Source organism: Duganella sp. Dugasp78, assembly GCF_059491455.1.
The window spans coordinates 6,916,050-6,942,588 of record NZ_CP168506.1 but is presented as its reverse complement, the minus strand read 5'-3'; the positions used below and the strand labels follow the sequence as shown (position 1 = coordinate 6,942,588).

Here is a 26,539-nt window from a genome sequence, read left to right as displayed (position 1 = left end):
TGAGCGTTATTGGGCGACGCGGATGCTGTCGCGTTCCTTGTAGCGGGTGGTGTCTGAAATGATGAGGCGGTCGCCGGCGCGGGCGCCGGCCAGGATCTCCACGGCCTTGCCGTCGCTGGCGCCGATGTTGAGCGTGGTCTTGCGGGCCACGCCGTCGCGCACCACGAAGATGTCCTGCGGGCCGCGGCCGTTGAAGGCGGGACCGTAGTCGGCCAGCAGGGCGTTCTGCTTTTGCTCGGTGACGATGTTCACTTCCACCCGCAGCTTGTTGCGCAGCATGGGATGGCTGGGCTGGGCCAGCGTGACCAGCAGCTTGACGGTGCCGTTCTGGATCTCCGGCAGGATGGTCTGCACCACGCCGTCCAGCCGCACATTGCCCTGCTCGACGCGCACCGGCTGGCCGGCGCTGAGCGCGCGGGCGTGGAAATCGGACAGCGAGGCTTCGACCTTGTAGTTGCTTAGCTCGGAGACCTTGGCCACCAGCTGGCCGGTGGCGAGGCTGGCGCCTTCGTCGGCCAGCAGCCAGGTCAGCATGCCGGCGAACGGCGCGCGCACCTGGGTTTGCGCCAGCAGCTCCTGTTGCTGCTGCAGTTGTTTTTGCAGGATGTTCTTTTGCAACCGCGCGCCTTCGATGCTGGAGGAGGTGACGCGCTGGCTGTCGTCGATCTGCTCGTGCTGCTGGCGCAGCTGGATCTCGGTGCGCTTGACGTTCAGCTCGGCCGTCAGCAGATCCTCGGCCGAGACGCCGCCGGCCTTGCGCAGCGTCTGGTAGCGACCCAGCTTGACGCGGGTCGCCTGCAGGTCCAGCTCCAGCAGCTCGATGGCGCTGACGATCTGCTTGCGCTTCTGCGCCAGTTCCAGGGTCAGCGCCAGGATGCGGTTTTCCTGCTGGGCCAGTTGTTCCTTGATGCTGTCCATCGCCAGCACGATGGTGCGGTTGTCCAGCTCGAGCAGCAGTTCGCCGGCCTGGACTTGCTGGCCCAGCTTGGCGTGCACCTTGGCGACGTGGGTCTGGATCGGGCTCGAGACCAGTTCCTCGTGCACCGGGATGACGATGCCGGAAGCGTTGATGGTGTTGGCGATATTGCCGACGCGGACCTCGGCCATCAGCACGCTGCCGGCGTCGACGCTGGGGCTGACCACGCGGTTGATGCCCCACGCGGCGGCGCACAGCGAGGCCAGCACGGCGGCAAAGACGATGACGGTCTTGCGCTTGCGGCTGGAGATGATCTTGGGGTTGAGCGCCTGGTCCATGGGGTGCGATAAAGAGCGAATGATGTGCTCTTTATTGCAATAGCCGTGCCACTTGCCGGCGAGGCGTTAAAAGCCAGCCAAATCAAGGGCTTGGCGCGCTCCGGCGGGCGCGGCGCGATGGGGCCGCATGCCCGTCTTCGTTCAGCACCGTCCGGATACGGACAGTCCCGGTTCAGGCGGGGCCCGCATCCAGGCGTTTGCTCATGCCGGTGTAGGCGAGGCTGTGGCCGTCGATGCGGAACAGGTCGGGGATTTCTCCGGTTTGTATAAAGCCCTTGCTGCGGTAGAGCCGGATCGCGGGCGCGTTCACGGACAGCACTTGCAGGTCGATCCATGCGAGTTGTGCCGATACGCGGGCCCATTGTTCGGCATGGTCGATCAGGCTGCTGCCCAGGCCCTGCTGGCGGAAGGCGCGGTCCACACCCATGCCCAGCAGGCAGCGGTGGGCGGCGTGGCGTTCGGGATGCGCGCGCAGGTCGATGTGGCCGGCGATGCTGCCGTCGGCGGCGCGCGCCACCCAGACGCGGCGCCAGCCGGGCGCGTCCAGCGGCGTCCGCATGCCGGTGCGGAAAGCATCGGCCTTGTCGGCGGGGAAGCGCGAGTCGGCGCGCGGCAGCGGCTGGAAGTAGGCGGTGTCGCCCTGGCCGTTGTCGGACAGGTGATCGTTGAGGTAGAGGAGAAAATCGTCGAAGCCGGCAGGCTCCAGCGGGTCGATGTGTAGTGGGCTCATCGCTGGATTGTAGCCCACCGTTCCCGTCCCCGTCCCCGTCGCCGTCCCCGTCGCCGTCATTCCCGCGAACGCGGGAATCCATGGAACGCTGATTGCGGACGCTCAGTATGGATTCCCGCGTTCGCGGGAATGACGCGGCGGCTCAGGCGGCTTCGCGCGCGTGCCGCTTGTGCGGCGCGCCCAGCACCAGCTGCGATGGCTTGCGCTGGCCGAGGCTGCGGACCGGCGCAGCGCGGCGGTCCGACGCCAGCTTGAACACGCCCACCAGCTGCACCAGGTGATGCGCCTGGTCCTGCTGCGCCTCGGCCGCTGCTGCGGCTTGCTCGACCAACGCGGCGTTCTGCTGCGTCACGGTGTCCATCTCGGCGATGGCCTGGTTGATCTGGTCGATGCCGGCTTCCTGCTCATGGCTGGCGATGCTGATCTCACCCATGATGTCGGTGACGGACTTGACGGCGGCGACGATTTTTTCCATCGTCGCGCCGGCTTCGCCGACCAGCTCGGTACCGGTGGCGACCTTGTGCACGGAATCGTCGATCAGCACCTTGATCTCCTTGGCCGCCGCCGCCGAGCGCTGCGCCAGCGTACGTACCTCGCTGGCGACCACGGCAAAGCCGCGACCCTGCTCGCCGGCGCGCGCCGCTTCCACCGCCGCGTTCAGCGCCAGGATATTGGTCTGGAACGCGATGCCGTCGATGACGCTGATGATGTCGACGATCTTCCTGGCCGACTCGTTGATCTCGCCCATGGTGTGTACCACGTTGGTCACCACGGCGCCGCCTTCGACGGCGATCCGCGAGGCGGACGCGGCCAGCGTATTGGCCTGGCGCGCGCTCTCGGTGTTCTGCTTGACGGTGGCGGTCAGTTCCTCCATCGACGACGCGGTTTCCTCCAGCGAGCCGGCCTGCTGCTCGGTGCGCGAGGACAGGTCCAGATTGCCGGCCGCGATTTCGGTGGCCGCGGTGACGATGGAATCGGCGCCGCCGCGCACCTGGCCGACGATGTTGGCCAGGCTGTCGCGCATGGCCTGGATGGCGAACAGCAGGCTGCGCTGGTCGCCGCTGCGGGTGACGATAGGAACGGCCAGGTCGCCGGCAGCGATCTGGCTGGCGATGCCGGCCACGTGGTCCGGTTCGCCGCCCAGCTGGCGCAGCAGCTGGCGCGAGATCAGCGCGGCCGCCGCCACGCCGACGCCCAGCGACAGCAGGCCCAGCACGATGGCGAGATTGCGCGCCTGGACGTAGGTGGTATCCGCTTTCAGGCGGCCGGTTTCCATCGCTGCACTCTGGTGCGCGATCAGCGCGTCCAGGCTGTTCAGGTAGGCTGTTTGCAGGTCGCGCATATTGGTCAGCAGGTAATCGACGGCGCCGTCGATGTCGCCGGTGCGGCGTTTGCGCACCGCTTCATCGATCGCCGCTTCGTAGGGCGTGCGCGCCGCCTGCACCGCCGCGAACAGCTGGCGTCCGGTCGCCGACTTGACCGCGGCCGCCAGCGTTTGCATGACGGTCTCGATCTCCTTGCGCTTGTCGGCGATGACTGCCAGTTCCTTGGCGGCCCTGTCGTCGTCATGCAGCAGCAGCGAGTTGCGCAGCGCGCGGGCGATCTTGTTGCTGTGGTTGAGGATGGCCTGCGCCTGCACCACTTTGGCATAATTTTCCGTGACGATGGCTTCGGTGCCGTCATTGAGCGTGCCGAGGCTGACGATGTTTTGCACGCTGGCGATGGCCAGCATCAGCAGGATGGCGCCGAAGCCCAGACCCAGCCGGGTACTTACTTTGAGGTTGTTGAAATTCATATTGTGATTCTGTTTCTCGTGAAAACGTGGTTCCGCCACGTGTTGGCGGGGGCAGGGCCGGGGAGGGCTGGCGACCGCGGGGATGGGGCGATCGGTCGTGCTTGAAGTTGTGGGCCATGAATATACATTAATACTTGTCATGTGGCAACGAGTCGGCTGGACGGCCGTCCGCCGTGCCTGAAAATTTTCGGGGCAGCCCGCCACTGGGAGCGTTTCCAGCCTACACTTGGCATTCTGTTCACTTTGCCAAGGTAGAACTCCATGAACGCCAACTCTTCCCGCCTGGATGTGATCGATGCCTTGCGCGGTTTCGCCATCGTCTCGATCATGCTTCTGCACAATATCGAGCACTTCGATTTCTATTTTTCGCCGTCGGGATTGCCGGCCTGGCTGATGGCGGTGGACAAGATGCTCTGGGATAGCCTGTTTTTCCTGTTCGGCGGCAAGTCTTACGCGATCTTCGCGCTCTTGTTTGGAGTGACGTTCTACATCCAGGATCATAACCGGGCGCTGCGCGGCGAAGATTTCCGCGCCCGCTTTGCCTGGCGCATGGTGTTATTGCTGGGATTCGGCCTGTTCAATTCCCTGTTTTACCACGGCGATATACTCAGTATTTACGCCGTGTTGGGGTTGAGCTTGATACTGGTGGCGCGCTTGCGCAATGGCACGGTGCTGGGCATTGCCGCATTCTTATTGCTGCTGCCCCATGCATGGGTGGAGTTATTCCAGGCCTTGCCCCATCCCGATGAGAAACTCGCCGATCCCGCATCCTGGGCATATTTCGGCCGCGCCGAGAAGTATATGGCGCATGGTTCGGTATTTGACGTCTGGCGCGGGAATTTAAGCAACGGGAAAATCGGTGTCATCCGCTGGAGTTGGGAAAATGGCCGCATATTCCAGATACCCGCGTTATTCATGCTGGGTATGCTGGCCGGGCGCTTATCGCTGTTTATACACTCCGAATCAAACCGCATATTCTGGCGTAAAACCCTGTGCCTTGCCGTGTCGGCGTTTATCCCGCTGTATTTGTTGAAAACCTTCCCCGATGTATGGCATATCGGCCCCGCGGTGCTCAGGCCATTATTGGTCATAGTGACTTCGTGGTCCAACGTGGCCTTCATGGCGGTGCTGGTATCCAGTTTTACCTTGCTGTCTTATTCCGGAAATTGGCTGGGGATATTCTCGCCGCTGGGCCGCATGAGCTTGACCAGCTATGTGGTGCAATCCATAGTCGGCACGTCGATTTATTATGGCTTCGGCCTGGGGATGTATCAATACACCGGCGCCAGTTTCGCACTGGCGATAGGACTGACGCTGGCGCTGCTGCAAAGGCAGTTCAGCGTGTGGTGGCTTTGTCGTCACAAGCAGGGGCCGCTTGAAACGCTGTGGCACAAGGCCACCTGGATCGGTTCTCATAGTGCTGCCGTGCCAAATATTGGCGCGAATATACCAAAAAACAGCTTGTGACGGGCGACCGGCGGCGACGGCCGCTCAACGCCTTATTCGTCGTCGGGAGCGATCCATTGAATACGGCCGTGGCCGGCCTCATTCAATCGGTGGATCAGTTGCGCGGCTGCGCTATCGGGAAGGCTGAACTCGAACTGCACGTGGTCGGAATGCGCGACATTATCCAGGCTGGCGCCGGCCAATTCAATTTCTCGCCGTATCATGCCTTCCATTGCATAAGGCGCGGTACAGGTCAGGTATTGCAGCTTGATAATCGCGATTTTCTCGGACTTTAATAATGCCTGGGCTACGCTGTCGGTATAGGCGCGCACCAATCCACCGGCACCCAATTTAACGCCGCCGAAATAGCGCACCACGGTGGCTAATACGCCTTCGAGATCCTGGTGGCGTAAAACATCGAGCATGGGGCGGCCGGCAGTGCCGCTGGGTTCGCCGTCATCGACTGCCGCCGATTGACCGCCGGCTAATAATGCCCAGCAAACGTGGGCGGCGCCCGGATGTTGCGCCCACAATTCGGCCACCACTTTTTGCGCGGCATTTCGATCCGTCATCGGCTGAACGCAGGCAATAAAACGGCTTTTTTTAATCAGCAATTCGTGGTGAACGGCGGAGGCGAGGGAGAAGGGCATGGCGGGATTTCTGGCACGGCGGCGATGTAAACCGGGCTATGGTGCCAGAAATCCGGGGGAAAGACAAAAACGCGCTTAGCGGTTGCTGATTTTGAGACCTTCGCTATCGGTGAAACTGCCGAGGACGACCATAATAAAATCGATCAGCGCCCAGATACCGAAGCCGCCGAAGGTGAACAGCATTAAAATGCCGGTACCGATCTTGCCGACGTAGAAGCGGTGTACGCCCAGCACGCCGAGGAAGAAGCACAGCAGGACGGTGACGACGTAATCTTTTTCCGACCGGGGGCCGGCGGCGGAGGAATGTTGCGGCGCGCCGCAGTGCGGACACGTCGGTGCTGTCTCGTGAATCTCTTTGCCACAACCGCGGCAGAATACCATGCCCATGTTTTCCCTTTTGTTTTGATTAATTGTTGTTGTAGGCTGATTGCCTAGGCGGAAGATTATAGGTGGGGAGCCGGGCTAGCTTTCTCACCAACTGTAACGATCTGCTAAAATTCCAGCCCACCTACCTGAGTATCGCACATGAGCAATTCATCCTCCGCGCCGCCCCACAACGCCACAGACAGCGACCAGGGGGAAGACGACGACTTGATGCGCCGGCTGGGGTTGAGCGCCAAAGGCGTGTTGCTGGCGCGTCAGGAGGGCCGCGTGTTCCTGCGCCTGAGCGGGGTGGTCGATTACGCGGGCTTGCAGGTTCCCTACGACCTGGTGCCGGCGCAGGGCGTGCTGGCCAAATCGTCCAAATGGCGCAAGATGGATGCCGAGACCCGTTCCCAGCTGCTGCTGGAACGCGCCAGCGATGCTGTCGGTGCCGAGCTGCGCGGCTACGTCAGCGCCTTCGTGCAGGAGCTGGCCGACGCCTGCGACGACTGCGGGCTGGACGCCCAACCCTTCCTCGGCGCGCTGGCCGACATGCAGATCGCCGAGCCGGCCGGCATCGTGTTCGACCGTATCCGGCAACGGCTGGAGCACGCGGTCGAGCGCGATATGGAGGAGCAGCACGCCGAACGCACCCGTCAGAGCATCAACCTGGCCGAATACCCGGCCTCGTTCGACGTGGCGCGGCGCATGAAGCGCAAGTTCATCGCGCTGCTGGGGCCGACCAATTCCGGCAAGACCCACCAGGCGATCGAAGCGCTGGCCAAGGCGCCCAGCGGCGTCTACCTGGCGCCCTTGCGTCTGCTGGCGCTGGAAAACTACGAACGCCTGCAAGCCATGGAAGCGCACGGCAAGCCGCTGGCCGTCAGCCTGGTGACGGGCGAGGAGCGCCGCCTGGTGGCCGGCGCCACCCACGTGGCCAGCACCGTGGAGATGCTCGACACGCGCACCCCGGTCGATGTGGCGGTGATCGATGAAATCCAGATGCTGGCCGACCGCGACCGCGGCTCCGCCTGGACCGCCGCCGTCTGCGGCGCGCCGGCGCAGGTGGTCTACCTGGTGGGCGCGCCGGAAGCGCGGCGCGCCATCGAGGTGCTGGCGGCGCGGCTGGAGTGCGAGCTGGAGGTCCATGTGCTCAAGCGCAAAGGCCCGCTGTCGGTGGAGCCGAGCGCGGTGCGCAAGCTGAGCAACCTGCGGCGCGGCGACGCGGTGATCTGCTTCTCGCGCCGCGAAGTGTTGATGTGGCGCGACATGGTGACCGAGCTGGGCCTGTCGGTGGCCACCGTCTACGGCAATCTGTCGCCGGAGGTGCGGCGCGCGCAGGCGCAGCGCTTCCGCGACGGCGCGGCCGACGTGGTGGTGGGCACGGACGCGATCGCGATGGGCCTGAACATGCCGATCGCGCGCATCGTCATGACCACCTCGGTCAAGTACAACGGCTACGAAGAGGAAGAGATCCCGGCCGCGCTGGCGCGCCAGATCGCCGGCCGCGCCGGGCGCTTCGGCGTGCACGAGGAAGGCCTGGTGGCCGGCTACGACAACGAGACCCACAACGTGGTGCGCTCGCTGTTGAGGGAAAAGCCGGTGCCCTTGAAGACCACCGGCTTCGCTGTGGCGCCGACGCTGGAGCATCTGCACCGGATTTCGTCGGTGACCAACGAGCATGCGCTGGCCAAGCTGCTGAAGCGCTTCGTGCACAACATCGATGTGCCGGATGGTTTCTTCTACCCGCGCATCACCGAGGACCAGTTCGAGCGCGCGGCCTGGCTCGATACCCTGCAGCTGACGGTGGCGGAGAAGTTCGCGCTGTCGCTGGTGCCGATCTCGTCCAAGGTGCCGTCGCTGCAGCGCGCCTGGGAACACTGGGCAACGGCGCTGGCCGCCAAGAAGATCACGCCGATCAAGGCGGAGCAGAGCCCGCTGCACTATATGTCCCTGCAGGAGGTGGAGGACGCCTGCCGCCTGTATTCGGCCTACGCGTGGCTGGCCTACCGGCAGCCTGAATACTTCCCCGACACGGAACGGGCGCAGACGCTGTCGCGCCAGGCGTCCGAGCGCGTGGACGCAATGCTGCAGGATCAGAACTCCGCGCTGCGCAAGCGTCAGCCGAAGAAGTTCCGCCGCTGATGGCGCTCAGGGAGGGGGCAAGCGAGCGCATAGACGCCATCGATATCCTGCGTGGCATCGCGCTGTTTGGCGTGCTGGCGGTGAATCTGGTGTCGGAATTCCGGGTGTCGATTTTCCAGCAGTTCCTGCCGCCCGATCCGGGCCAGGGCATGCTGGATAAACTGGTTGAAGCACTGATCCGCGTCGGCTTCGAGATGAAGGCCTTCGCGGTGTTTTCCTTTCTGTTCGGCCTTGGGCTGGCGGTGCAGTTCGAGCGCCTGTCCCGCGGCGGGCGGCCGTTCTATTGGCTGGCGCGGCGCTTGATCGTGCTGTTGGCGTTCGGGCTGGTGCACCTGCTGCTGATCTGGAACGGCGACATCCTGACCGAATATGCGCTCGCCGGCCTGCTGGTGTTGCCCCTGCTTGCGGCGCCGGCATGGACGCTGGCTGTGGCGGCTGCCGGCATGTTCGGGCTTTACCTGTTCGTCGACATGGTGCCGGTCGGGATACCGTGGCCTGAGCCGGCGTGGTTCCAGCAGCATGTCGCGCTGGCCGATCAGGTCTACGCGTCGGGCAGCTATGCCGACATTTCCCGGTTCAGCATGAATGAGTTGCCTTATCTGCTGCCTTTGCACATTTACGTCTTCCCCCGGACGCTGGCGCTGTTCCTGCTGGGCGCCTTCGCGTGGCGCACCGGCGTGATACAGCGACCGGCAGAATACCTGCGTCTGTGGACCGGCATCGCGGTGGCGGGCGTGGCGGGTGGCGCGGCATTGTGCATCCAGGATATCGCCACAGGTGTTGGCCAGACCTTGTTGGCTGCCGGCTACGCCGCGACCGTGATCTTGCTGACCCAGCACGGGCTGCTGCGCAGCTTCGCGCCGCTGGGCCGGATGGCGTTCACCAACTATATCGCGCAATCGCTGATATTCGGGCTCATCTTCTTCGGCTACGGCTTGGGCATGTTCGGCAAGCTCGGCGCCGCGCCGGCCCTGATGCTCGGCATCGGCGTGTACCTGGCGCAAATGGCGTTCAGTGCCTGGTGGCTGCGGCATTACCGCTTCGGTCCGCTGGAATGGCTGTGGCGGACGCTGATGTATGGGAAGCTACAAGCGATGCAACGTCAGGACTGATCCCGCGGCAAGATCCACGCTTTCTCGCCAAAGTGGCGCCATCAGGCTGCGAACCTCGGCTATTATGGCGGCCGATCGGCAAAAAGCCGGATGTTTAGGGATGGAAATGAAGGTTGCAAGGGGAGCGGAAGACGCGGTCCAGTCGCAGTTTGGTTTGATTAATCTGCTGAAAGCTGGCGCGGCACAGTTGATCGTTTTGCATCATTTGGCATTTTATGGCCCGATGTCCGATCACGTGCGTCCACTGTTGCCGGCGTTGATAGATTGGTTGGGCAATAGTGCGCGTATTGCTGTCCAGGTCTTCCTCGTCATCAGCGGCTTCCTGGTTGCCAAATCGCTGTCGCCCGCCGGCCGGCCCGGGCTGTCCGACCCGTTGAGCGCGATACGGCGGCGTTACGCCAAGCTGGCGCCGCCGTTCATGGCCGCCACCTTGCTGGCCGCTGTCGCTTCCGTCTGGGCCGGCAACTGGATGAGCCACAGTTCGGTCTCCGCGCCGGCCACCCTGAGCCAGCTGGCCGCCCACGCGTTGCTGCTGCATGGCGTGCTGGGCTATCCGTCGCTGTCGGCTGGCGCCTGGTATGTCGCCATCGATTTCCAGTTGTATGCGGTCGCGGCGCTGGCGCTGTGGTTGGCCGGCTGTGTGCCAGGCAATCGCCGCATGCTGTGGCTGATGCCGACGCTGACGTCCGTGGGGGTCACGCTGTCGCTGCTGTATTTCAACCTCGATGCCGACTGGGATAACTGGGCGCCGTATTTCTTCGGCAGCTATGGCCTGGGCATGATGGCGTGGTGGGCCAGCGACCGATGCCGCAAGCCGGGCGCCGTGGCCCTGCTGCTGGCGATGGCGGTGCTGCCGGTGTCGGCCGCCTTGTTCCTGGACTTCCGCAGCCGCATCGCGCTGGCGCTGGTGGTCGCCTGCCTGCTGTATCTTTTCGGCCGTGTTGAAACGGTGACGACCGGCCGCGCCTGGGCTGTCGTCAATGGCCTGGGGCGCATATCGTATTCGGTGTTCCTGATCCACTTCCCGGTCTGCCTGCTGGTCAATGCAGCGTTCAGCCGGTTTGTTCCGGCCGGGCCGGCGTGGCAGGGCTTGGGCATGCTGCTCGCTTGGGCTGGCAGCCTGGCCGCCGGCGCCGCGTTCTTCCGCTGGGTGGAGGCGCCACTGGGGCGCGCGGTCCAGTTCGCCACTGGGAAGATCGGCCCGCGGCCGTTGGCGGCGTAGCGAGTCTGATCAGCCGCCCGCGCCTTGGGCGATCGTCGTCTTCAATGCCTTGGTGACGGCGTCGGCGATGTCGTCCTGCACCATCAACAGGTCATTGACCGGCTTGTCATAGGTTTCCGACCAGATCACGAAGCCGTTGTCGGCCTTCATCAAGCGCGCCGCGACCCGCAAGGTGTTGCCGGATTTGCGCACACTGCCATCCAGAATGTAGACGACGCCCAGCTTGCTGGCGACGTCGGCCACCGCCAGCTGTTTGTCCTTGTAATAAAACGTGGCGCTCGGCGCCGGCACTTTCAGGCCGGGTATCTTGCTGAACCTGCCGATCAGTTCCTCGGTCATGCCGTCGGCAAAGGTCTCGTTGCTCATGCCATCGGTCAAATCCGCAAACGGCAGCACGGCGATGGATTTTTGCGCCGCCGCCGCTGGCGCCGCCGGATGCGGCTCGTTCGCCAGCGTGTTGTGCAGCCAGAAGGCAATGCCGACCACGATGGGAATACAGGCCGTCAGCAAAAAAGTCAGGCGGCTGCGCGAGGCGTTGGACGACGGCGCCGGGCGGGGCGGCGCCGGGATGGCTGCCGGCCCGCTCCACGGGCTCACATCCGCCACCAGCCGGTAACCCTGGCGCGGCACGGTGGCGATGTAGCTGGGCTGCTTGGGATCGTCACCGAGCACGCGGCGCAGCGATGCGATCGCCTGGTACACCGAATCCGGCGTGACGATGACGCCCGGCCAGACCTGGCTCAGCAGGTCGTCGGCGCTGACGATCTCGCCGGGGCGGCCAGCCAGGCAGAGCAACAGACGCATGGTGCGTTGATCGAGCCGTACCGTTTCGCCATCCCGGTCGATCTCGCCCAAGGCACCGTCGACACGCCAGGCGCCGACGCGCAGCTTTGCAAGCGCAGAGGTTTCCATTCCGCTCCGATATCTTTGTAATTTTGACAGTGTTGGATTATAGCGCGGCCGCCAGCTGGGCCTTTCAGGGAATTTCAGAACGATTTCAGGCCGCTTTCAGGCTAATTTCAGGCCAATTTCAGGACTTTTGGCCCGGCCGCTTGCATTGTGATGACTCCCAAACATGAAGGAGTTTCCAATGAAATACCTGTTGCTGCCGCTGTTCTCGCTGTTCACCCTGCCTGCCTTCAGCGCCGAGACGCTGACGATCGATCCCGACCACAGCGCTGTTGTCTTTAGCTGGGATCATCATGGTTACACCAACCCGGTGGCCCGTTTTGAGAAAATCGAAGGCAAGCTGATGCTGGATGAGGACCTGAGCAAGTCCTCGGTCACCGTGAAACTGGCGGTGGACGGCATCCACACCGCCGTCGCCGCGCTCGACCGGCAACTCGTGACCGCGGAATTCCTCGACGCCGCCGCCTTCCCCGACATCACCTTCCAGAGTACCAGGATCGTCAAGGGGCCGATGGATAGCCTCAAGATCAGCGGCAAGCTGTCGGTGCACGGCGTGACCAAGGATGTGGTCCTCGACGGCAAGATCAACAAGATCAAGCGCGACCCGACGGGCAAGCAGACCGAAGCCGGGTTCGACGCCATGGTCAAGCTGAACCGCGCCGATTTCGGCGTCAACAAGTACTTCCCGAACACGGCGCGGGAACTCACGGTCCACATTACCCTGGCCGCGAGCACGGAAGGCTAGGTGCTGGCCCCCGGCGGCGCGCGCAGTTAAAGCTTGACGCTTAACTGCAGCGCCACGGCGCGCGGCGAGACCGGGATGTCGAATGGCAGCGCCAGTCCCGGCGCCAGGCTCGGCTCGCGCGCGTCGGCGTTGAGCAGGTTGCGCACGGTGGCGGAGACGGTCCAGCCGTGCGGCAACTGCCGGGTGAGGGCGGCGTCCACGGTCCGGTAGTCCGCGATGGCGGCGCGCGCGTCGCCCGGCGCCCGGCGACGGCCGGCGACCCAGTTCAGCTGTGGACTAAGCTGCCAGCCCGGGCTCAGAGTCCACTCCAGGCGGGTATTGGCATGGTGGCGCGGCGCATAGCCCGGATCGACGCCGGTGGCGGCATCGTGCGCGTTCTGGCGCGCGTAGTTCGCTTGCCAGCGCAGGCTCGGGTCCAGTTCCCACGTCAGTTCGACTTCGCCGCCATTGCCGTTCACGCCGCCGCTGTTTTGGTAGGTCGCGCCCGGCGCTGGCGCAGGATTCGGCACGGAACGAATCAGGTCCTTGATCGTATAGCGGAACAGGCTGACGTTGATGGACAGGTCGGCGCGCGCCTGCCATGCCAGCGCGGCCTCGGTGGTGGTGATGGCTTCCGGCCGGACCAGCGGATTGCCCATGTTGACCGGATTGATGCCGGTCTGTTCGTTGAAGCTGGGCGAACGGAAGGCGCGGCCATGCAGCAGCTTGACCGTGACGTCCAGGTCGGCGTCCCACACCAGCGCCAGGCGCGGATTGGTGGTGCCGCCGAAATCCGAATAGTCGTCATGCCGCACGCCGGCCGTCAGCGCCCAGTCGCGGGCGAACTGCCATTCGTCCTGCACATAGACATAGTTGATCTTGCGGCGCTGGGGCCGGATGTGCGGCTGGATCGGGCCATAGTCGATCACGGCGCCGGTCGGTATCGGTATCCCCGCCGGATTGATCAGGAAGTTCTTCATGGTCTCGACCAGATACAAGTACAGGTCGTCATGGCCCGCGCCCAGGCGCAACGCATGCCGGCTCAGGCCGCTGTAGGTGGCGAAGGCCGAGCTGCGCAGATTGCGTTCCCAGCGGCTGGGGCCGCCGATCATGCCGTTCGGGAACAGGTTGGCGCCGATGCGCGCGCCGGCCGGAAACAATCCCAGGCCGTCCGGCGACTGCTCGGTGAAAAACATATAGCTCAGCGAGCCGCCCACGCTCCAGTCGTTGGCGAAGTCGGGCGCGGTCCAGGACAGTTCGCTGGTCGCATAGCCGCTGCGCGCCTTGTGGTCGGGATCGAGCGCGGAGTTGACGCCGAGGCCGGTGCCGACGTCGCTGCGCCACTTCAGGTTGGTGCGCCAGCGCCAACGCTGCCAGGACAGGTCGAGACTGCCGTCGTAGGCGTTGTAGCCGGTGTTCATCGGGCCGGGGGCTTTGCTCACGTGGGTGCCGAAGCGGCGGTCGTTGAGGGATTGCGCATCGGCTTCGACCTCGGTGTCGGCGCCGTTGGTGCGGCCCACTTGCAGATAAGCCGCGATGGACAGCTGGTCGCGCTTGCCGCCGTACTCCAGCCAGGTGTCGCGCGCATTGAACGAGCCTGCGCGCGCGCCCACGCGCAGGCCCGGTATTTGTTCCGCCGTCTTGGTGATGATGTTGATGACGCCGGCAAAGGCATCGGCGCCGTACAAGGCCGAACCGGGGCCGCGGATGATTTCGATGCGCGCCACGTTCGTCAGCGGCATGCTGGCCCACATATTACCCTTGTCGCCGTTGTAGTCGGTGTTCATCCGCAGACCGTTGAGCAGGACCAGCACCTGGGGATTGGTGACGCCGCCCGCGCCGATGCCGCGGATGAAGTAGTTGGGCGCATACATGGTTGCCACGCGCGTGACATGGATGCCGGCCACCGCCTCCAGCACGTGATCGAGGTCGGTCGCCCCCATGGCGGCAATATCCTCGGCAGTGACCACCGAGGCGACCGCCGGCGCGCGGCGCAGTGGCTGGGCGGAGCCGGTGGCCAGGCTGATGGCGGAGCGGTCCATGCCGTACAGGGTGAGGTCGTCGTCTTCAGGCTGGGCTGCGGCAAGCAATACGGGATGCCAGGCCGTCAAAGCCAGGGCGACCAGCCAGGCGGGGCTGCGGTCGGTCATGCGCGTGCGCCGGGTGCGCAGGGGAGGGAACGGTTTCATCTGGTAAGTCGGACGGCAGCAGAAACATCACAATACACGGCGCTTGGTGGTTTAACAATTGAGTGTTGTCAAAGTGCATCAGAAAGTTATGTTTGTTTCTATTCCGGACGGTGGATAGAGTGGTTGCATTTAGGCATCTATGCATATATTTCTTGCATTGATTTTTGTAGTGGTGGTATGCTTCGCTATGCATTATGGAAATTTAAATTCCAATTTGGAAACATTCCACTAACCCTGTTGGACCACAAATGAAAAACATCTTCAAAATTGCGTTGTTGAGTTCCTGTCTTGTCGCCGTTGCGTCACATGCAGCACCAGGCCCTGGCAAGTCCGGCGCCAAGGATGTCACGTTGAGTGGGGACATCGCAGACCAGTTTGCTTTGGATCAAAAGCACCAGATCAATCCCATCCAGTCGACCAAAGGTTTCGATAGCGCATTCGTGAGCGGCTCCGGCACCGCAGCCACTGGCTGGAGCCTGGCTGAGACTGTCGAAGCCGGCACCAACGGCCTGGTGTTTGCCGACAAGGCCGTGGCCGATGGCCTGAGCTTCTCCTTTACGCAGGGCGCTAGCCGCACCAGCGGCACCTGGTCGGTCACGAACACGAGCTCGACCAAGAACACCACGGTTGACCTGAGCTTGTCTTTCCACGCTGGCGATAACGTCGGAAGTTTCCTGTTCAACGATCAGGCTATCCTGGCGGGCCAGACCTTGAAAGGCAACTGGGCCATCAACTGGCTCAATAACTCAAAGAACTTGAACTCCATCCCGACGTTCTCGAATATCGGTATTTACACGGGACAACGTTCGTACTCCACGCCGGCAGTGCCGGAGCCAGAGACCTACGGCATGCTGTTGCTTGGTTTGGGCTTGATCGGTTACGCCGCGCGTCGCCGCAGCGCCAAATAAAGCAGTTCATGCGCAATCGGACGCCAGCTTCTTGCTGGCGTTTTTTTTGCGCGCAAAAAAGTTCAGGATCGCTGCTTTATTTCGCGGCGATTGCCGAAATCTCCACCAGCGCATCCTTGGGCAGGCGCGCCACTGTGCGACGCATTGCATGGTCTTTTGATAATCTTCTCCGCTACCTTTGTGGAGATGCTGATGACGAACAAGCGACACGGATGGAAAGTGCGGGGACTGATGCTGGCGCAGGCCGGCGCATTGTCGCTGCCGGGATTTGTGGCGCTGCCGGCGCAGGCCCAATGGCTGGGGGCGGACTACGCGACCTACGGGGCACCGCTCAACAGCTTCATGCAAAGCTCGGTGCTCAATAATTCCAGCATGATCCAGGCGGCGGATCCGGCGTCGCGTAACAATCAGGGCCGGCGGAGCGCGGGCTCCGCAACATCAGGTGCCGCCCCGGCTGCTCAAGGCGGCGTGGCGGCGGCCACGCTGCGGGCCGATGCCCCGTCTGCGGTGCAACGCAACGCGGCCGAGCTCGCGGCACACTTCCCGCCAGAACATCGCGCTGTGATGACCAGGACATTCGCCGACAGCCTGGACGTCTGGCACCAGCTGGAGACCAAGCTGGGCTTGCCTCGCAACGATGTTGGCGGCGCGCTGGCCGCTTTCCTGGTCGGGAACTACATGGTGTTGAAGGGGCAGGAAGTATCCGATGAAGAGTTCGGCGCGGTGGTGGAGCAGCTGCGACGCCAGCCCGCGCTGCGCAGTACGCTTGGCGGGCAAAGCCCGTCGGCGCTGCGCAACCTGTACGAACAGAGCGCGATGTCCGGCACGTTCATGGCGCTGGCCTACAAGTCGCAGCAAATCACACCGCAGCCAGCGGCGCAGCAGGCCAACCTGCGCAATGCCGCGCGCGAAAATCTGCGCACCCTGGGCCTGGACCCGGACCGCTTGCATATCGATGCGCGGGGCGTCGGGCTGGACGAATAGTCCGCTCAAGGAGATATGGCAAAAACAAAAACGCCAACCCGAAGGTTGGCGTTTTTGATGAATCTTGGTAGGCCGTGCGGGATTCGAACCTGCGACCAACGGATTAAAAGTCCGCTGGAATACCCAGTAACAGAGGGTCTTTCGAAGAGGACAGCTTTACTATGAGGCGTTTTTGACAGTTACTGCACCGAACTAGAGGGACCAGAGTGGGACCAGATGAAGATGGGGGGGCCGCCCGTTGACCGGAGGTGGGGTGAAGTCCAGTTCATCTTTAGTCACGGCGCCGGGCGATAGTCAAAAGTGGCAATAACTATTTCACCGGCGTGTACCATATCATGACACTTCTTGCAGACAACTAGAATATTCTCTGACGAAGCGTCACCACCCAAACTGTAATCTAAGATGTGATGCCCCTGTATATCTAAGTCCGAGCCACAACGGGCTTCGCATTTGTAACCCTCACGGATTTTTGCGAGAGCTATCGCCTTGGCGTGCTCGTAACTTCTATCACTACTTTTTGCCATGATCACCTCCGGACGGCAGTTTAAGGCTGGTTGACGGTGCTTCTAAGCCTAGATCTTGTGAAACTCTTTCGATTACTTCACTCATGAAAGCTTCCACGGTGGCTTCGTCTCCTGTCACTTTGCCCAGAATGTCAGATGTTGATCTATTTTCTACTTTTTTTCGATCAACTTTTTTTGCGAGCTTATTTATTTGAAGATCCTCACCTGACAATCCAAGGATAAGAGCCTTTTCTGCAATTTCAGAAAGCGCGTCATTCACAACCTTAGCTTCGCCGGAAAACCTTACTATTATGTCTTTCTCGTCCACAATTACTTCCTCTCAAGCACGTGGGCAATTAAGCCGTACTTTTTAGCGGTTTCTTTAATTATTTTCTTTAACTCAGCTTTTTTTTCGGGCGGGACCCGGCGATAGATCACGGATCCCGTGGCTTGTTCGTACTCAGTGATTTCAGATTTTGGAGACTTATCGTCAGGTGAGTTACTCATCTTTACTCTCCCAGGTCGCCGTCAAATCAAACATGTTTGCGTTCGTTATTAATTCAAACGAGCCATCTCCTTGGGTTACAGCAAAAACGTCAAAGTCGATTACCTCGCCAGTCTTATCCATTTTTAGCGAATACACCACATACTCGCCTGATGACTTGCTGACGTGAATTTCCTTGCCATCTACCTTAACGACCTTATCCCCCTTTTTCAGGTCAAGGATCTCGAATTTCAGTATGTTCATAATTTATTTTGATTTGAAATTTAAATTATTTCCGGGATATATTATTACTCCGAAATGATAGAATTATCTTTCTGCCTCCACGCCAATGCTGCGCATATTGGACGGCCAAGCCTTAAACGAACTCCTTATCTCGAAGAGGAGGATCCTTGATTGCATTGCCAATTAGCTCGCCGAAGGCTTCGGATTTCACACTATCGTAACGCCATTCTTCGCGCTGCGCAAAGGTTATAGCGTCAAGACACGAGACTTGCCCTTCGCCTGGCTCGCCGCGTTTGTCGAGTTCGACGTAGCCATGCGCCGTTAGCCCGCAGACTAATACTTTCCTTCAAACCGAAGCCCGAATGGTAAACGCCATTCGGGCTTTTTCCATTTTCAGGCACCGAATGAAGAAAACAAACCTTCCGATCACCACACCCACATCACCAGCATTGATTCGCAAAGCCGTCAGGGCAATTGGAGCAGGAAGTCTGCCTAAGCCGGCCAAACCCAAGCGGGCCAGCACACTCGATCTCAAGATTTCCCTTAAGTACCGCCGCTAAGCGGCTCTCACACAGGACACCAAATGAACGCCAAAGCAACCAAATCCACCGACGCACAGAGTGACGGAGCAGATGCCGAAATCAGCGCTACGTCTTACTGGCTCCTCAAGGACGGCAAATGCCCAAAGCTGAGCAAGTACTCGGAAGGAGGCATCAAGTACCAGCAATGGTAAGGTGGCCCAGCTCCGGCAGGATGTTGCGCATACGGCCTTCGTCGTCCTTGGCGCTGCGCTTGGTAGCGTAGGCATGGGGCAGATAGTCGTCGGTCACGAAGGCTTTCAGCGTGAGATCCACTTTGATTACGGCGTCGGTCTGGCGCTGTGGGTCAATTCCGGCCGCAATTTTCCCTCGCATGTCCAGGGCCTGCTGCCTTGCGTCCGCGACGTCAAGCTGCGGATCGTCCCCCAGTTTCATGCTGCGTTTTGCACCGTTAAAGGTGTACCGAAGCAGAAAATATTTGCGTCCCTTCCGGTTCACGATTACCCGCAAGCCAGCAACTTCGGTGTCCGAGTATTCGCTTTCCTTCGATTTCGCGTCTTCAGGGTGCGGGGGGAGAGCGTCGATCAGTTTTTTGTTGAAGCGGAATTGCCTGTTCATTGTTTGCGCTCCTATGGTGGGCGGGTTGGTAGATGTTGGTGCGTTTGGTGTTCCGGGAAGTTCAAATCTGTGGATCTGGTCCTAACTAAAGCGAAGCAGCGTGGATGTGCCAAGGAGGGGGCGACTTATTAGGAGGAGGAGCGTGGCTGTAGGCTGTAGTAGCGGCTTCTGGTCTATTCCCGGTCTTGGCGGCGTTCTGTTGAAGTAATCGGGTACCGAAAATAGCAGGGCCAATTCGACATTCGCGACTTGTCTAACTTGTAAAAGTACGTGTTATGCTGACTAGACGCACGCCGCCGATCATGAATTTTTAACCCGTTAGGACTGCAGTCATGAATGAAGTCGCATTAGCACAGCTAGGTATTGCAAAAATACAACTATGGATTACGGCTCTCGCCATTTTTCTAGGTCCGCTTGCAGGTGTCAGCTTTACGGTCTGGTTTCAAAGCCGCAAAGAGAAAAAAACCGCAAAACGTGACCTCTATATGACTTTGATGGCATCGCGAAAAACGGTCACGGTATTTACCGAAGAGGTAATGCGTGCCCTGAACACTATTGATGTGATCTTCTCCGATAATCCAGGCGTTCGAACTTTATGGCACAAGTATTACGTGCTAACTCAGCAGCCGCCAAGCCAAGAGCGAGACCATACTTGGTTAGAATTATTGACAGCTATGGGCCGCGACTTGGGCTATTCGGACTTGCAGCAGATCGATCTTGATAAGTTTTATATCGCGCAAGGCCATGCGGACAAGCTAGAATTTCAGCGGCAAGTACAGAGCGAAGTTCTTCGGGTACTTAGAAATACCGCCCGTATTGAAGTCCAAGTCCTGCCGCCCGAAGAAGACGCTAGGCACTAGCCGCAAGCGCCGTTTCACGCTGTTGAATACCTATGAAGAGTTCGATGTCTATCCTGCCCGTTCAAAGTGTTTCGGCCATCACATATGGAAATGCCAATAAGGAGTTCCAAGAATTTTGTGCGTGGCTGACGGTAATTGGTATCCGGTTTTCCAGTACGCGCGTCGGAAAATACATGGCGATTTTCGCGACGCTGGCAGAGGCTGAACGCCTCGGTGATATGAGCAGCTTTCAGAAAAAATATACTAAGGAAGACTATTACAATGCGGTACTTGAAAGAGCGCAGCTAATGCGAATCTTTGAAGGACTTAGAAATCTCGGTGGTACTGACCTCGTTGATAGGCTCAAAAAGTCGGTCCGCAGCCACGCCTTGTATGTTATGGATTCGGAAAGCCGCTCTGGCCGCGACTTTAGTCTTGAATTAGACGTAGCTTCTAAATTTGCGCGTGCAGGCTATGAGATCGACTTTGCGCATGATGCGGACGTGTCAGCATCAAAGGACGGCAGACACCTATTCGTGGAATGTAAGCGCCTTAAGTCCGAGGCGCAGGTCCGAGACAATATCAAAAAAGGTATAAAGCAGCTTAAGAACCGCTATAAAACATCGGATGATCCCGCAGCCAGTCGAGGCATGTTGGTTTTATCGATTGGAAAGATCGTCAATTCTGAGCTTGGCTATATGAAGGGCGCTGACATTAACGAAGTCGGCCAAAAGTGTGCGCTTTACGTTGACGATTTCATCAAGTCTTATTCTAGGTATTGGACATACTTGGAGGTGGACCAGCGAACCTTAGGGGTTGTTATCATCTTGGATGCGCCCGGAGTACCTAGCGGTCACGGAGATGTACCGAAGGTCTATTCGATTCATGAGGTCGCCGTCACCAACGTCATCCCGGCAAGCGCTCCTGACCATGAATTGCTCCAGAAGATCGCTAAAGTTTTCGTGCCGAGAAGACTCGATAGTGGGGAGAGCATGCCTACAAGCTTAAAGTGAGCTAGCCGTGGGTATGTCTTCGATGGTGCGAGAAATTGCCGCTAAAGCCCTGCAGCTACTGCGCCCGAGATCGCGCCTAGTTGCGGATTCTTGAACTTGACCAGAGAGCGACCAGAAACAAAAAAGCCCACGAACGTAAATTCGTGGGCTTCCTTGATAATTCTTGGTAGGCCGTGCGGGATTCGAACCTGCGACCAACGGATTAAAAGTCCGCTGCTCTACCAGCTGAGCTAACGACCCAAAGGTACGAAACCTTGGTTTTCTTCGAATGGTAGGCCGTGCGGGATTCGAACCTGCGACCAACGGATTAAAAGTCCGCTGCTCTACCAGCTGAGCTAACGACCCCCGAAGAAGCGAGATTATAGGGGGTAATGAGTCTTGCTGTCAAATACCCCCGGGTAATTATTTGCCGGCCAGGCGTTCCTTGGCCGTCACTGCCGCCGCCGAGTCAGGGTAGGTCTTGATCAGGTCTTGCAGCGTCTTCTTGGCGGCCTTGTCTTTCAGCTCGGTCTGGCAGCTGGCGATGTTGAGCATGGCTTCCGGCGCCTTAGGGCTGTCGGCGTAGTTCTTCAGCACCAGCAGCTGGGCCGTGATCGCGCTCTTGCAGTCGCGCTGGGCGTAGTAGGAGCTGCCCAGGTAGTACTGCGCGTTGGCCGCGTAGCTCGAACCCGGATAGCGCGCCACGAACTCGCTGAACGCGGTGCTGGCCGCCTTGTAGTCGCCGGAGGTGAAGATCTTCCACGCCGCTTCATAGGTGCGCTGCTCGTTCGGATCGACCTGGGCGGTCTTGCCGTCGATGGTCACTTCGCGCGGCTCTAGCTTGCGCAGGCGGGCGTCGAGGTCGACGTAGAAATCCTTCTGGCGCTTTTGCGCGTTGGCCAGCTCGTTGCTCAGCACTTCGATCTGGCCGCGCAGCTTGGCCACTTCCTGCAAGGTCATTTCGTTTTGCGATACCAGGTCCAGCGTGCTGGACTTGTCGGATTTGGTGTCGATACGGGCGTTCAGCTCGGCGCGCATGGTTTCGACCTTGGAACGCAGGTCGAGCAGGGCTTTACGGGCTTCGTCGTCGTCGAACAGCCCGGCATGGGCTTGCAGCGGCAGCCAGGTCAGCGCGGCCAGCAGGGCGGCGCTCAGGCCGGATTTGGAGAGTTTCATCATGTCGGGCGCTTTCACACAAATCAAAAAGGAAACGGGGCAGGGCGCGGTGTTATCCGCGCGCCGCCCCGTATTATGCCTGTGACCCGGCAAAAGGGTAGTGCTTTGTATTACTTGTAGACGATGTCTGCACGACGGTTTTGCGCCCATGCTTCTTCGTTCGAACCGGAGGCTTTAGGCTTTTCCTTGCCCAGCGAGACGGCTTCGATTTGCGATTCCGCCACGCCCAGCGTGGTCATCGCCTTGCGCACGGCTTCGGCGCGCTTCTGGCCCAGGGCCAGGTTGTACTCGGCGCCGCCGCGTTCATCGGTGTTACCCTGGATCAGGATCGAGCGGGCCTTGTTCTTGACCAGGTAGGCCGAGTGGTTTTCCACCACTGGCTTGCCATCGTCGCGCACCACGTAGCTGTCGAAGTCGAAGTAGACGCTGCGGTTGGCCAGCACGCCTTTCGGATCGTCCAGTGGATCCAGCGATTTGGTTTCGACCGGGGCGACGGTGCGGGTGTCAGGCTGCGGCTGCGGCTTCTGTTCGACTTGGCGCTCTTCCACTTTCGCCGGCTCGGCGATTTTGACCGGAGTCGAGCAAGCGGACAGGATGGCGGCAGTGGTGATGACGAAAGCTAAGCTGCTGAGTTTACGCATTTGATTCTCCTAGTGATGAAGGCTAAAAATTACTGCATGAACGGACCCCAGGTGGGCTCCTTGATGTTGCCCGCCTGAGTGGTCAGGCGTTGTTTTACACGTCCATCCACCGAGACCACGGCCAGCGATTTGCGGCCGCCGGCTTGTGTGGCGTACATGATGTATTTGCCGTTCGGGGCAAAACTCGGGTACTGGTCGTCGGTGCTGTCCGACAGGCGCTGCTCCTGGCCGCTGGCCAGGTCCATCACGTACAGCTGGTAGTTGCCGTCGCGGCGGGAGATGTAGGCCAGCGTCTTGCCGTCGGCCGATACGCGCGGGCTGATGTTGTAGTTGCCGGTGAAGGTAACGCGCTTGGCTTCGCCGCCGTCGCCGTTCATGCGGTAGATCTGCGGGCCGCCGCTGCGGTCGCTCATGAAGTAGATGCTGCCGTCCGGCGCGAAGTTGGCTTCCGAGTCGATGCCGGCGCTGTTGGAGACGCGTTTGAGGTTGCCGCCATCGGCATTGACGGTGTAGATCTGCGTATGGCCGTCCTTGGACAGTGACACGGCCAGCTTGTTGCCGCTCTGCGCCCACACCGGCGAGGAGTTGCTGCCTTTCTCGTTGGCGATGACGGTGCGCGCGCGGGTGATCAGGTTCTGCACGTAGACCACCGGCTTCTTCTGCTCGAACGACACGTAGGCCACCTTGGTGCCGTCCGGCGACCACGACGGCGAAATGATGGGCTCGTTCGAGCGCAGCGCCATCTGTTCGCCTTCGCCGTCGGCGTCGGCCACCAGCAGCTCGTAGTGGCGCTTGTCGTATTCCTTGACGTAGGCGATGCGGGTCGAGAAGGCGCCGCGGATGCCGGTCAGCTTGAGGAACACGTCGTCGGCGATGTTGTGCGCGGTCAGGCGGGTGAACTGCGGCGCGCGCGAGACGTTCAGCTGCGACAGCTCGTTCTGCTTGACGGTGTCGAACAGCTTGTAGCGCACTTCGTAGTCGCCGGCGGCCGACTTGGCCACGGTGCCGACCACCAGCGCATCGGCGCCCTTGGATTTCCAGGTGCCGTAGTCGATGTTGTTCATGCTGGTGATCACGCCCGCGTCGATCAGCTTGAAGGCGCCGCTGCGTTCCAGGTCGGCCTTGATGATGGCGGAAATCTGCTGCGGGGCGATGTTCTCGTCGGCGAAGCCGGCCACCGCGACCGGGATCTGGTTGCTGCCGACGCCGGAGATCTCGATCCGCATCTGCGCGCTGGCGCCGCCGGCGGCCAGCGCCAGCGTGGCGGACAGGATCACTTGGTTCAGTTTTTTCATGGTGTACATCAGTGCATATCCTTCATGTTGAAATCGGCGACAAACTCGCGCTCTACCGTACCATCTTTTTTCTTGGGCAGTGGTGACGATTTGGCAATCGCGTTTTCAATCGCGCTGTCGTAGGCGGCCGAGCCGCTGCTCTTCATCTTGCGCACGCCGATGATTTCACCGGTCGGCAGCTGGGTGATCTGGTAGGTCGCGCTGAGCGTATCGTCGACCGTGCCGTACACCAGGTTGCTCTTGATCTTGGCCCGGATCGCCGCCTGGTAGCCGCCGTCGACCTTGCCGCCGGTCGAGGTGGCGGCGGTGCCGGTGCTGCCCTTGGCGGCGTTGCCGGTGATGCGGCTCATCTCGGCGGCGAAGGCCTTGTCCTTGGCGGCCTTGTCGGCCTTCTCGGCTTTTTCCTTGGCGGCCTTCTCGGCCAGCGCGGCTTTCTTCTTGTCCTTCTCGGCCTGTTCCTTCTCGTCCTTCAGCTTTTGCTCGGCTTCCTTCTTGTCGGCCAGTTTCTTGGCTTCCAGCTTGGCTTGCTTCTCTTCGGCTTCCTTCTTCAGCTTGGCTTCCTTGGCCGCTTCGAGTTTTTCCTGTTCAAGCTTTTTCTTCAACTTCAGGCGTTCGAGGGCGATGTCCGGTTCCTTCGGCGTCGGCGGTGCCTCCACTGGTTTCGGCGGGGCGGCCTTGACCACCGGCTCCGGTTCAGGCTCCGGTTCCGGTTCGGGCTTGACCTGCGGCGGCGTGGGCGCGGCTTCCTGCACCTTCATGTCCCAGATCTCGGCCTGCACGGTGGTCGGCTCGTTGTTCTGCCAGCTGACGCCCACCCACAGGAACAGCAACAGCACGGCGTGCATCGCCGCCGCCAGCGCGACCGAGCGCCAGCCTTCATTTTGTCGCGGCACTTTGTAAGGGCCGCCTGCCGTTGCGGGTTTCATCGTATGCACTGTGATTTACTTGGTCGACAAGCCGACCCGGTTGATGCCCATCTTCTTCGCTTCCGAGATCAGCTGGATCACGTCGTCGTACTTGCTTTCCTTGTCGCCGGCGATCAGCACCGGATAGTCGGGATGGTCGCCGTGGATGGCGCGCAGCTTCTTGACCAGCGCGTCGCGGTTGGGCGCGGTTTCCGGCGCCTCTTCACCCTTGCCCTTGACGCCGATCGACAGCGCGCCGTTCGGCTTGATGACCACCTGCACATAGTCGCTTGGCGGCTTGGTGGAACGCTCCGCGCTCGGCAGGTCGACCACGCTCGGATCATTGGCCGATGGCATGACCATGAAAATAATCAGCAACACCAGCATCACGTCGATATACGGCACGACGTTGATCTCGGACTTGAACTTGCGGGCGCGGCCGCCGCGCATGCTGCTGGAGAAAGAGGAAGCCATGATTGCTCTGCCTTCTTAACGCGACTGACGTTGCAGGATGTTGGAGAACTCTTCGACAAAGCTTTCGAAGCGGATCGCCAGGCGGTCGATGTCGTGCGAAAAACGGTTGTACGCGACCACGGCCGGAATCGCCGCGAACAGGCCGATGGCGGTGGCGATCAGCGCTTCGGCGATGCCGGGGGCGACCGCGGCCAGCGTGGCCTGCTGCACATTGGCCAGGCCGCGGAAGGCGTTCATGATGCCCCACACGGTGCCGAGCAGGCCGATGTACGGCGACACCGAACCGACCGAGGCCAGGAAGGCCAGGTGCGATTCCAGCACGTCCATCTCGCGCTGGAAGGCGGCGCGCATGGCGCGGCGGGCGCCGTCCAGCACCGCGCCGGCGTCCATGCTTTCGCGGGCGGCGGCGTAGGCGGCCTTGCTCTTGATGAACTCACCCATGCCGGCTTCGAAGATGCGCGCCAGCGGGCCGCTGTTGGCGCGGTCCTTGCCGGCGTTCTGGTGCAGCGCGTGCAGGTTGCCGCCGGCCCAGAAGGTCTTCTCGAATTCGATGGTCAGGCGGCGCGCCGAACGCACCGCGAACATCTTGCTGAAGATGTAGGTCCAGCTGGTCAGCGAGATACCGAACAGCAGCGCCATGATCACTTGCACGATCACGTGGGCGTTGGTGATGAGGGAGAGGAAGGAGAGGTCTTGGGTGACGTTCATGTATATGGTTCAGTCTGTTTTGATGGTACTACGCATTTTTTCCGCGACCGAAGGTGGCACGGCGCGCGGCGCGAGGTCCGAACCGACGCAGCCGACCTTGACGCGGGCGGTGTTCAGCAACTGCTCGCCGCACCAGGCTTGCTGCACGAACTGGATGGAGGCGCGGCCCAGCTTTTCGATACAAAGGGTCAATTTTAGTATGTCGTCCAACCTGGCAGGCGCATGATACTCCGCGCTGACGCTTTTGACGACGAACATGACGTCCTGTTCCTGCAGCAAGGCGTGTTGTTCGACATGGATGGCGCGCAGCCACTCGGTGCGGGCGCGCTCAAAGAACTTGAGGTAGTTTGCGTAATAGACGATACCGCCGGCGTCGGTGTCTTCGTAATAGACCCGTACGTTCCAGATAAACTCTGCTGGCATGTTATTTTGACTACTGGTGAGATTGAGCAACATTCTACGCGATTTTATTGTTGTCGTTGAAGCTGCTACGGCGTAATTCACGCTAAATCCGTTGTTTCTGCGGATTTTGAGAGAAACGCCGAAAATTGCATTGGCGATAGTAAAGCGGTTTCCCAGCAACTTGCCAAGGTTTGTAACAACCGCTTACGAATCGCTTCAGGGGTAAGTCATTCCCGCGCAGGCGGGAATCCATACTCCGCCAGCCAGGATACTCAGCATGGATTCCCGC

Annotated in this window: 29 protein-coding genes and 2 tRNA genes; 10 read left to right on the top strand and 21 right to left on the bottom strand. The window is 60.7% G+C overall.

Annotated elements, in window-relative coordinates:
• Positions 1-6: 6 nt before the first annotated feature.
• The 3 genes from ACEN9O_RS30845 to ACEN9O_RS30835 all read right to left on the bottom strand — a co-directional run bounded on the left by ACEN9O_RS30845 (position 7) and on the right by ACEN9O_RS30835 (position 3,779).
• Positions 7-1,254: an efflux RND transporter periplasmic adaptor subunit gene (locus tag ACEN9O_RS30845; protein ID WP_495615575.1), complete on the bottom strand. Its 1,248-nt coding sequence runs from the start codon at positions 1,252-1,254 to the stop codon at positions 7-9.
• 172 nt (positions 1,255-1,426) lie between these two features.
• Complete coding sequence (locus tag ACEN9O_RS30840; protein WP_495615574.1) at positions 1,427-1,984, bottom strand: GNAT family N-acetyltransferase; 558 nt, start codon at positions 1,982-1,984, stop codon at positions 1,427-1,429.
• Between the two features lie 142 nt (positions 1,985-2,126).
• Positions 2,127-3,779 carry a methyl-accepting chemotaxis protein gene (locus ACEN9O_RS30835; protein WP_495615573.1) on the bottom strand — a complete coding sequence of 551 codons (1,653 nt, stop codon included), beginning with the start codon at positions 3,777-3,779 and terminating at the stop codon, positions 2,127-2,129.
• A gap of 261 nt (positions 3,780-4,040) precedes the next feature.
• Here ACEN9O_RS30835 and ACEN9O_RS30830 point away from each other — a divergent pair, with 261 nt between their 5' ends.
• Entirely contained in the window at positions 4,041-5,246 is a 1,206-nt protein-coding gene (locus ACEN9O_RS30830; protein ID WP_495615572.1) for a DUF418 domain-containing protein, read from the top strand.
• A gap of 32 nt (positions 5,247-5,278) precedes the next feature.
• Here ACEN9O_RS30830 and ACEN9O_RS30825 read toward each other — a convergent pair whose 3' ends face one another.
• Together ACEN9O_RS30825 and ACEN9O_RS30820 are read right to left on the bottom strand one after the other, a co-directional pair.
• Positions 5,279-5,875 carry an IMPACT family protein gene (locus tag ACEN9O_RS30825; RefSeq protein WP_495615571.1) on the bottom strand — a complete coding sequence of 199 codons (597 nt, stop codon included), beginning with the start codon at positions 5,873-5,875 and terminating at the stop codon, positions 5,279-5,281.
• 75 nt (positions 5,876-5,950) lie between these two features.
• The gene (locus ACEN9O_RS30820) at positions 5,951-6,262 is read right to left on the bottom strand and encodes a TM2 domain-containing protein (protein ID WP_495615570.1); all 312 of its coding nucleotides are present in this window, start codon (positions 6,260-6,262) and stop codon (positions 5,951-5,953) included.
• Between the two features lie 138 nt (positions 6,263-6,400).
• Here ACEN9O_RS30820 and ACEN9O_RS30815 point away from each other — a divergent pair, with 138 nt between their 5' ends.
• The 3 genes from ACEN9O_RS30815 to ACEN9O_RS30805 all read left to right on the top strand — a co-directional run bounded on the left by ACEN9O_RS30815 (position 6,401) and on the right by ACEN9O_RS30805 (position 10,717).
• Positions 6,401-8,383 (top strand): helicase-related protein, encoded by a 1,983-nt coding sequence (locus tag ACEN9O_RS30815; RefSeq protein WP_495615569.1) that lies wholly within the window; start codon positions 6,401-6,403, stop codon positions 8,381-8,383.
• A complete protein-coding gene (locus ACEN9O_RS30810; protein ID WP_495615568.1) occupies positions 8,383-9,495 on the top strand; it encodes a DUF418 domain-containing protein in 1,113 nt (370 codons plus the stop codon). Before ACEN9O_RS30815 ends, ACEN9O_RS30810 begins: the two co-directional genes overlap by 1 nt.
• A 106-nt stretch (positions 9,496-9,601) precedes the next feature.
• Entirely contained in the window at positions 9,602-10,717 is a 1,116-nt protein-coding gene (locus tag ACEN9O_RS30805; protein WP_495615567.1) for an acyltransferase family protein, read from the top strand.
• A gap of 9 nt (positions 10,718-10,726) precedes the next feature.
• Here the strand turns inward: ACEN9O_RS30805 and ACEN9O_RS30800 are convergent, their stop codons facing one another.
• Positions 10,727-11,629 carry a winged helix-turn-helix domain-containing protein gene (locus ACEN9O_RS30800; RefSeq protein WP_495615566.1) on the bottom strand — a complete coding sequence of 301 codons (903 nt, stop codon included), beginning with the start codon at positions 11,627-11,629 and terminating at the stop codon, positions 10,727-10,729.
• Positions 11,630-11,807: 178 nt separating this feature from the next.
• Here ACEN9O_RS30800 and ACEN9O_RS30795 point away from each other — a divergent pair, with 178 nt between their 5' ends.
• Complete coding sequence (locus tag ACEN9O_RS30795) at positions 11,808-12,371, top strand: YceI family protein (protein ID WP_495615565.1); 564 nt, start codon at positions 11,808-11,810, stop codon at positions 12,369-12,371.
• Between the two features lie 26 nt (positions 12,372-12,397).
• On the opposite strand, the gene ACEN9O_RS30790 is transcribed toward ACEN9O_RS30795, so the two are convergent.
• On the bottom strand, positions 12,398-14,500 hold the full coding sequence (locus ACEN9O_RS30790; RefSeq protein WP_495615564.1) for a TonB-dependent receptor plug domain-containing protein: 2,103 nt from the start codon (positions 14,498-14,500) through the stop codon (positions 12,398-12,400).
• Between the two features lie 287 nt (positions 14,501-14,787).
• Between ACEN9O_RS30790 and ACEN9O_RS30785 the strand changes: the two genes are divergently transcribed.
• Entirely contained in the window at positions 14,788-15,447 is a 660-nt protein-coding gene (locus ACEN9O_RS30785; protein ID WP_495615563.1) for a PEP-CTERM sorting domain-containing protein, read from the top strand.
• A 192-nt stretch (positions 15,448-15,639) separates the two neighbouring features.
• On the top strand, positions 15,640-16,431 hold the full coding sequence (locus tag ACEN9O_RS30780; RefSeq protein ID WP_495615562.1) for a DUF6683 family protein: 792 nt from the start codon (positions 15,640-15,642) through the stop codon (positions 16,429-16,431).
• A gap of 275 nt (positions 16,432-16,706) precedes the next feature.
• On the opposite strand, the gene ACEN9O_RS30775 is transcribed toward ACEN9O_RS30780, so the two are convergent.
• From ACEN9O_RS30775 to ACEN9O_RS30760, 4 genes are read right to left on the bottom strand one after another with little or no spacing between them, the layout of a single operon-like run.
• Positions 16,707-16,955, bottom strand: coding sequence for an HNH endonuclease signature motif containing protein (locus ACEN9O_RS30775; RefSeq protein ID WP_495615561.1), 249 nt, complete (start codon positions 16,953-16,955; stop codon positions 16,707-16,709).
• On the bottom strand, positions 16,942-17,262 hold the full coding sequence (locus ACEN9O_RS30770) for a hypothetical protein (RefSeq protein ID WP_495615560.1): 321 nt from the start codon (positions 17,260-17,262) through the stop codon (positions 16,942-16,944). The genes ACEN9O_RS30775 and ACEN9O_RS30770 overlap by 14 nt, the downstream gene beginning before the upstream one ends.
• Before the next feature lie 2 nt (positions 17,263-17,264).
• Positions 17,265-17,441 carry a hypothetical protein gene (locus ACEN9O_RS30765; protein WP_495615559.1) on the bottom strand — a complete coding sequence of 59 codons (177 nt, stop codon included), beginning with the start codon at positions 17,439-17,441 and terminating at the stop codon, positions 17,265-17,267.
• On the bottom strand, positions 17,434-17,682 hold the full coding sequence (locus tag ACEN9O_RS30760) for a hypothetical protein (RefSeq protein ID WP_495615558.1): 249 nt from the start codon (positions 17,680-17,682) through the stop codon (positions 17,434-17,436). Before ACEN9O_RS30760 ends, ACEN9O_RS30765 begins: the two co-directional genes overlap by 8 nt.
• A 562-nt stretch (positions 17,683-18,244) precedes the next feature.
• Here ACEN9O_RS30760 and ACEN9O_RS30755 point away from each other — a divergent pair.
• Positions 18,245-18,394, top strand: a complete 150-nt coding sequence (locus tag ACEN9O_RS30755) for a hypothetical protein (protein WP_495615557.1) — start codon at positions 18,245-18,247, stop codon at positions 18,392-18,394.
• Here the strand turns inward: ACEN9O_RS30755 and ACEN9O_RS30750 are convergent.
• Positions 18,375-18,818 (bottom strand): Arm DNA-binding domain-containing protein, encoded by a 444-nt coding sequence (locus ACEN9O_RS30750; protein ID WP_495615556.1) that lies wholly within the window; start codon positions 18,816-18,818, stop codon positions 18,375-18,377. The genes ACEN9O_RS30755 and ACEN9O_RS30750 overlap by 20 nt on opposite strands.
• 332 nt (positions 18,819-19,150) lie before the next feature.
• On the opposite strand from ACEN9O_RS30750, the gene ACEN9O_RS30745 reads away from it, so the two are divergent.
• Both ACEN9O_RS30745 and ACEN9O_RS30740 read left to right on the top strand, forming a co-directional pair.
• Positions 19,151-19,678 (top strand): DUF6680 family protein, encoded by a 528-nt coding sequence (locus tag ACEN9O_RS30745; protein ID WP_495615555.1) that lies wholly within the window; start codon positions 19,151-19,153, stop codon positions 19,676-19,678.
• A 44-nt stretch (positions 19,679-19,722) separates the two neighbouring features.
• Positions 19,723-20,670 carry a hypothetical protein gene (locus ACEN9O_RS30740; protein WP_495615554.1) on the top strand — a complete coding sequence of 316 codons (948 nt, stop codon included), beginning with the start codon at positions 19,723-19,725 and terminating at the stop codon, positions 20,668-20,670.
• 164 nt (positions 20,671-20,834) lie between these two features.
• Here the strand turns inward: ACEN9O_RS30740 and ACEN9O_RS30735 are convergent.
• From ACEN9O_RS30735 to ybgC, 9 genes are all read right to left on the bottom strand, one after another.
• Positions 20,835-20,910: transfer RNA gene (locus tag ACEN9O_RS30735), tRNA-Lys, on the bottom strand.
• Between the two features lie 29 nt (positions 20,911-20,939).
• A tRNA-Lys gene (locus ACEN9O_RS30730) sits at positions 20,940-21,015 on the bottom strand.
• A 57-nt stretch (positions 21,016-21,072) separates the two neighbouring features.
• On the bottom strand, positions 21,073-21,828 hold the full coding sequence (gene ybgF / locus ACEN9O_RS30725; RefSeq protein WP_495615553.1) for a tol-pal system protein YbgF: 756 nt from the start codon (positions 21,826-21,828) through the stop codon (positions 21,073-21,075).
• A gap of 107 nt (positions 21,829-21,935) precedes the next feature.
• On the bottom strand, positions 21,936-22,466 hold the full coding sequence (gene pal, locus ACEN9O_RS30720; protein ID WP_495615552.1) for a peptidoglycan-associated lipoprotein Pal: 531 nt from the start codon (positions 22,464-22,466) through the stop codon (positions 21,936-21,938).
• Positions 22,467-22,495: 29 nt separating this feature from the next.
• Positions 22,496-23,761 carry a Tol-Pal system beta propeller repeat protein TolB gene (tolB, locus tag ACEN9O_RS30715; protein WP_495615551.1) on the bottom strand — a complete coding sequence of 422 codons (1,266 nt, stop codon included), beginning with the start codon at positions 23,759-23,761 and terminating at the stop codon, positions 22,496-22,498.
• 8 nt (positions 23,762-23,769) lie between these two features.
• The gene (gene tolA, locus ACEN9O_RS30710; protein WP_495615550.1) at positions 23,770-24,687 is read right to left on the bottom strand and encodes a cell envelope integrity protein TolA; all 918 of its coding nucleotides are present in this window, start codon (positions 24,685-24,687) and stop codon (positions 23,770-23,772) included.
• Between the two features lie 15 nt (positions 24,688-24,702).
• The gene (locus ACEN9O_RS30705; protein ID WP_495615549.1) at positions 24,703-25,140 is read right to left on the bottom strand and encodes an ExbD/TolR family protein; all 438 of its coding nucleotides are present in this window, start codon (positions 25,138-25,140) and stop codon (positions 24,703-24,705) included.
• A gap of 15 nt (positions 25,141-25,155) precedes the next feature.
• The gene (tolQ, locus tag ACEN9O_RS30700; protein ID WP_495615548.1) at positions 25,156-25,848 is read right to left on the bottom strand and encodes a protein TolQ; all 693 of its coding nucleotides are present in this window, start codon (positions 25,846-25,848) and stop codon (positions 25,156-25,158) included.
• Positions 25,849-25,857: 9 nt separating this feature from the next.
• Positions 25,858-26,304 (bottom strand): tol-pal system-associated acyl-CoA thioesterase, encoded by a 447-nt coding sequence (ybgC, locus tag ACEN9O_RS30695; protein WP_495615547.1) that lies wholly within the window; start codon positions 26,302-26,304, stop codon positions 25,858-25,860.
• Positions 26,305-26,539: the final 235 nt, after the last annotated feature.

Coding starts and splice junctions, on each gene's coding strand:
- ybgF (WP_495615553.1), bottom strand. CDS start 21,828: ATGATGAAACTCTCCAAATCCGGCCTGAGCGCCGCCCTGCTGGCCGCG.
- ACEN9O_RS30750 (WP_495615556.1), bottom strand. CDS start 18,818: ATGAACAGGCAATTCCGCTTCAACAAAAAACTGATCGACGCTCTCCCC.
- ACEN9O_RS30840 (WP_495615574.1), bottom strand. CDS start 1,984: ATGAGCCCACTACACATCGACCCGCTGGAGCCTGCCGGCTTCGACGAT.
- ACEN9O_RS30795 (WP_495615565.1), top strand. CDS start 11,808: ATGAAATACCTGTTGCTGCCGCTGTTCTCGCTGTTCACCCTGCCTGCC.
- ybgC (WP_495615547.1), bottom strand. CDS start 26,304: ATGTTGCTCAATCTCACCAGTAGTCAAAATAACATGCCAGCAGAGTTT.
- tolQ (WP_495615548.1), bottom strand. CDS start 25,848: ATGAACGTCACCCAAGACCTCTCCTTCCTCTCCCTCATCACCAACGCC.
- ACEN9O_RS30765 (WP_495615559.1), bottom strand. CDS start 17,441: ATGAGTAACTCACCTGACGATAAGTCTCCAAAATCTGAAATCACTGAG.
- tolB (WP_495615551.1), bottom strand. CDS start 23,761: ATGAAAAAACTGAACCAAGTGATCCTGTCCGCCACGCTGGCGCTGGCC.
- ACEN9O_RS30785 (WP_495615563.1), top strand. CDS start 14,788: ATGAAAAACATCTTCAAAATTGCGTTGTTGAGTTCCTGTCTTGTCGCC.
- pal (WP_495615552.1), bottom strand. CDS start 22,466: ATGCGTAAACTCAGCAGCTTAGCTTTCGTCATCACCACTGCCGCCATC.
- ACEN9O_RS30740 (WP_495615554.1), top strand. CDS start 19,723: ATGTCTATCCTGCCCGTTCAAAGTGTTTCGGCCATCACATATGGAAAT.
- ACEN9O_RS30830 (WP_495615572.1), top strand. CDS start 4,041: ATGAACGCCAACTCTTCCCGCCTGGATGTGATCGATGCCTTGCGCGGT.
- ACEN9O_RS30820 (WP_495615570.1), bottom strand. CDS start 6,262: ATGGGCATGGTATTCTGCCGCGGTTGTGGCAAAGAGATTCACGAGACA.
- tolA (WP_495615550.1), bottom strand. CDS start 24,687: ATGAAACCCGCAACGGCAGGCGGCCCTTACAAAGTGCCGCGACAAAAT.
- ACEN9O_RS30845 (WP_495615575.1), bottom strand. CDS start 1,254: ATGGACCAGGCGCTCAACCCCAAGATCATCTCCAGCCGCAAGCGCAAG.
- ACEN9O_RS30800 (WP_495615566.1), bottom strand. CDS start 11,629: ATGGAAACCTCTGCGCTTGCAAAGCTGCGCGTCGGCGCCTGGCGTGTC.
- ACEN9O_RS30815 (WP_495615569.1), top strand. CDS start 6,401: ATGAGCAATTCATCCTCCGCGCCGCCCCACAACGCCACAGACAGCGAC.
- ACEN9O_RS30810 (WP_495615568.1), top strand. CDS start 8,383: ATGGCGCTCAGGGAGGGGGCAAGCGAGCGCATAGACGCCATCGATATC.
- ACEN9O_RS30705 (WP_495615549.1), bottom strand. CDS start 25,140: ATGGCTTCCTCTTTCTCCAGCAGCATGCGCGGCGGCCGCGCCCGCAAG.
- ACEN9O_RS30775 (WP_495615561.1), bottom strand. CDS start 16,955: ATGGCAAAAAGTAGTGATAGAAGTTACGAGCACGCCAAGGCGATAGCT.
- ACEN9O_RS30790 (WP_495615564.1), bottom strand. CDS start 14,500: ATGACCGACCGCAGCCCCGCCTGGCTGGTCGCCCTGGCTTTGACGGCC.
- ACEN9O_RS30805 (WP_495615567.1), top strand. CDS start 9,602: ATGAAGGTTGCAAGGGGAGCGGAAGACGCGGTCCAGTCGCAGTTTGGT.
- ACEN9O_RS30760 (WP_495615558.1), bottom strand. CDS start 17,682: ATGAACATACTGAAATTCGAGATCCTTGACCTGAAAAAGGGGGATAAG.
- ACEN9O_RS30835 (WP_495615573.1), bottom strand. CDS start 3,779: ATGAATTTCAACAACCTCAAAGTAAGTACCCGGCTGGGTCTGGGCTTC.
- ACEN9O_RS30745 (WP_495615555.1), top strand. CDS start 19,151: ATGAATGAAGTCGCATTAGCACAGCTAGGTATTGCAAAAATACAACTA.
- ACEN9O_RS30780 (WP_495615562.1), top strand. CDS start 15,640: ATGACGAACAAGCGACACGGATGGAAAGTGCGGGGACTGATGCTGGCG.
- ACEN9O_RS30755 (WP_495615557.1), top strand. CDS start 18,245: ATGAACGCCAAAGCAACCAAATCCACCGACGCACAGAGTGACGGAGCA.
- ACEN9O_RS30825 (WP_495615571.1), bottom strand. CDS start 5,875: ATGCCCTTCTCCCTCGCCTCCGCCGTTCACCACGAATTGCTGATTAAA.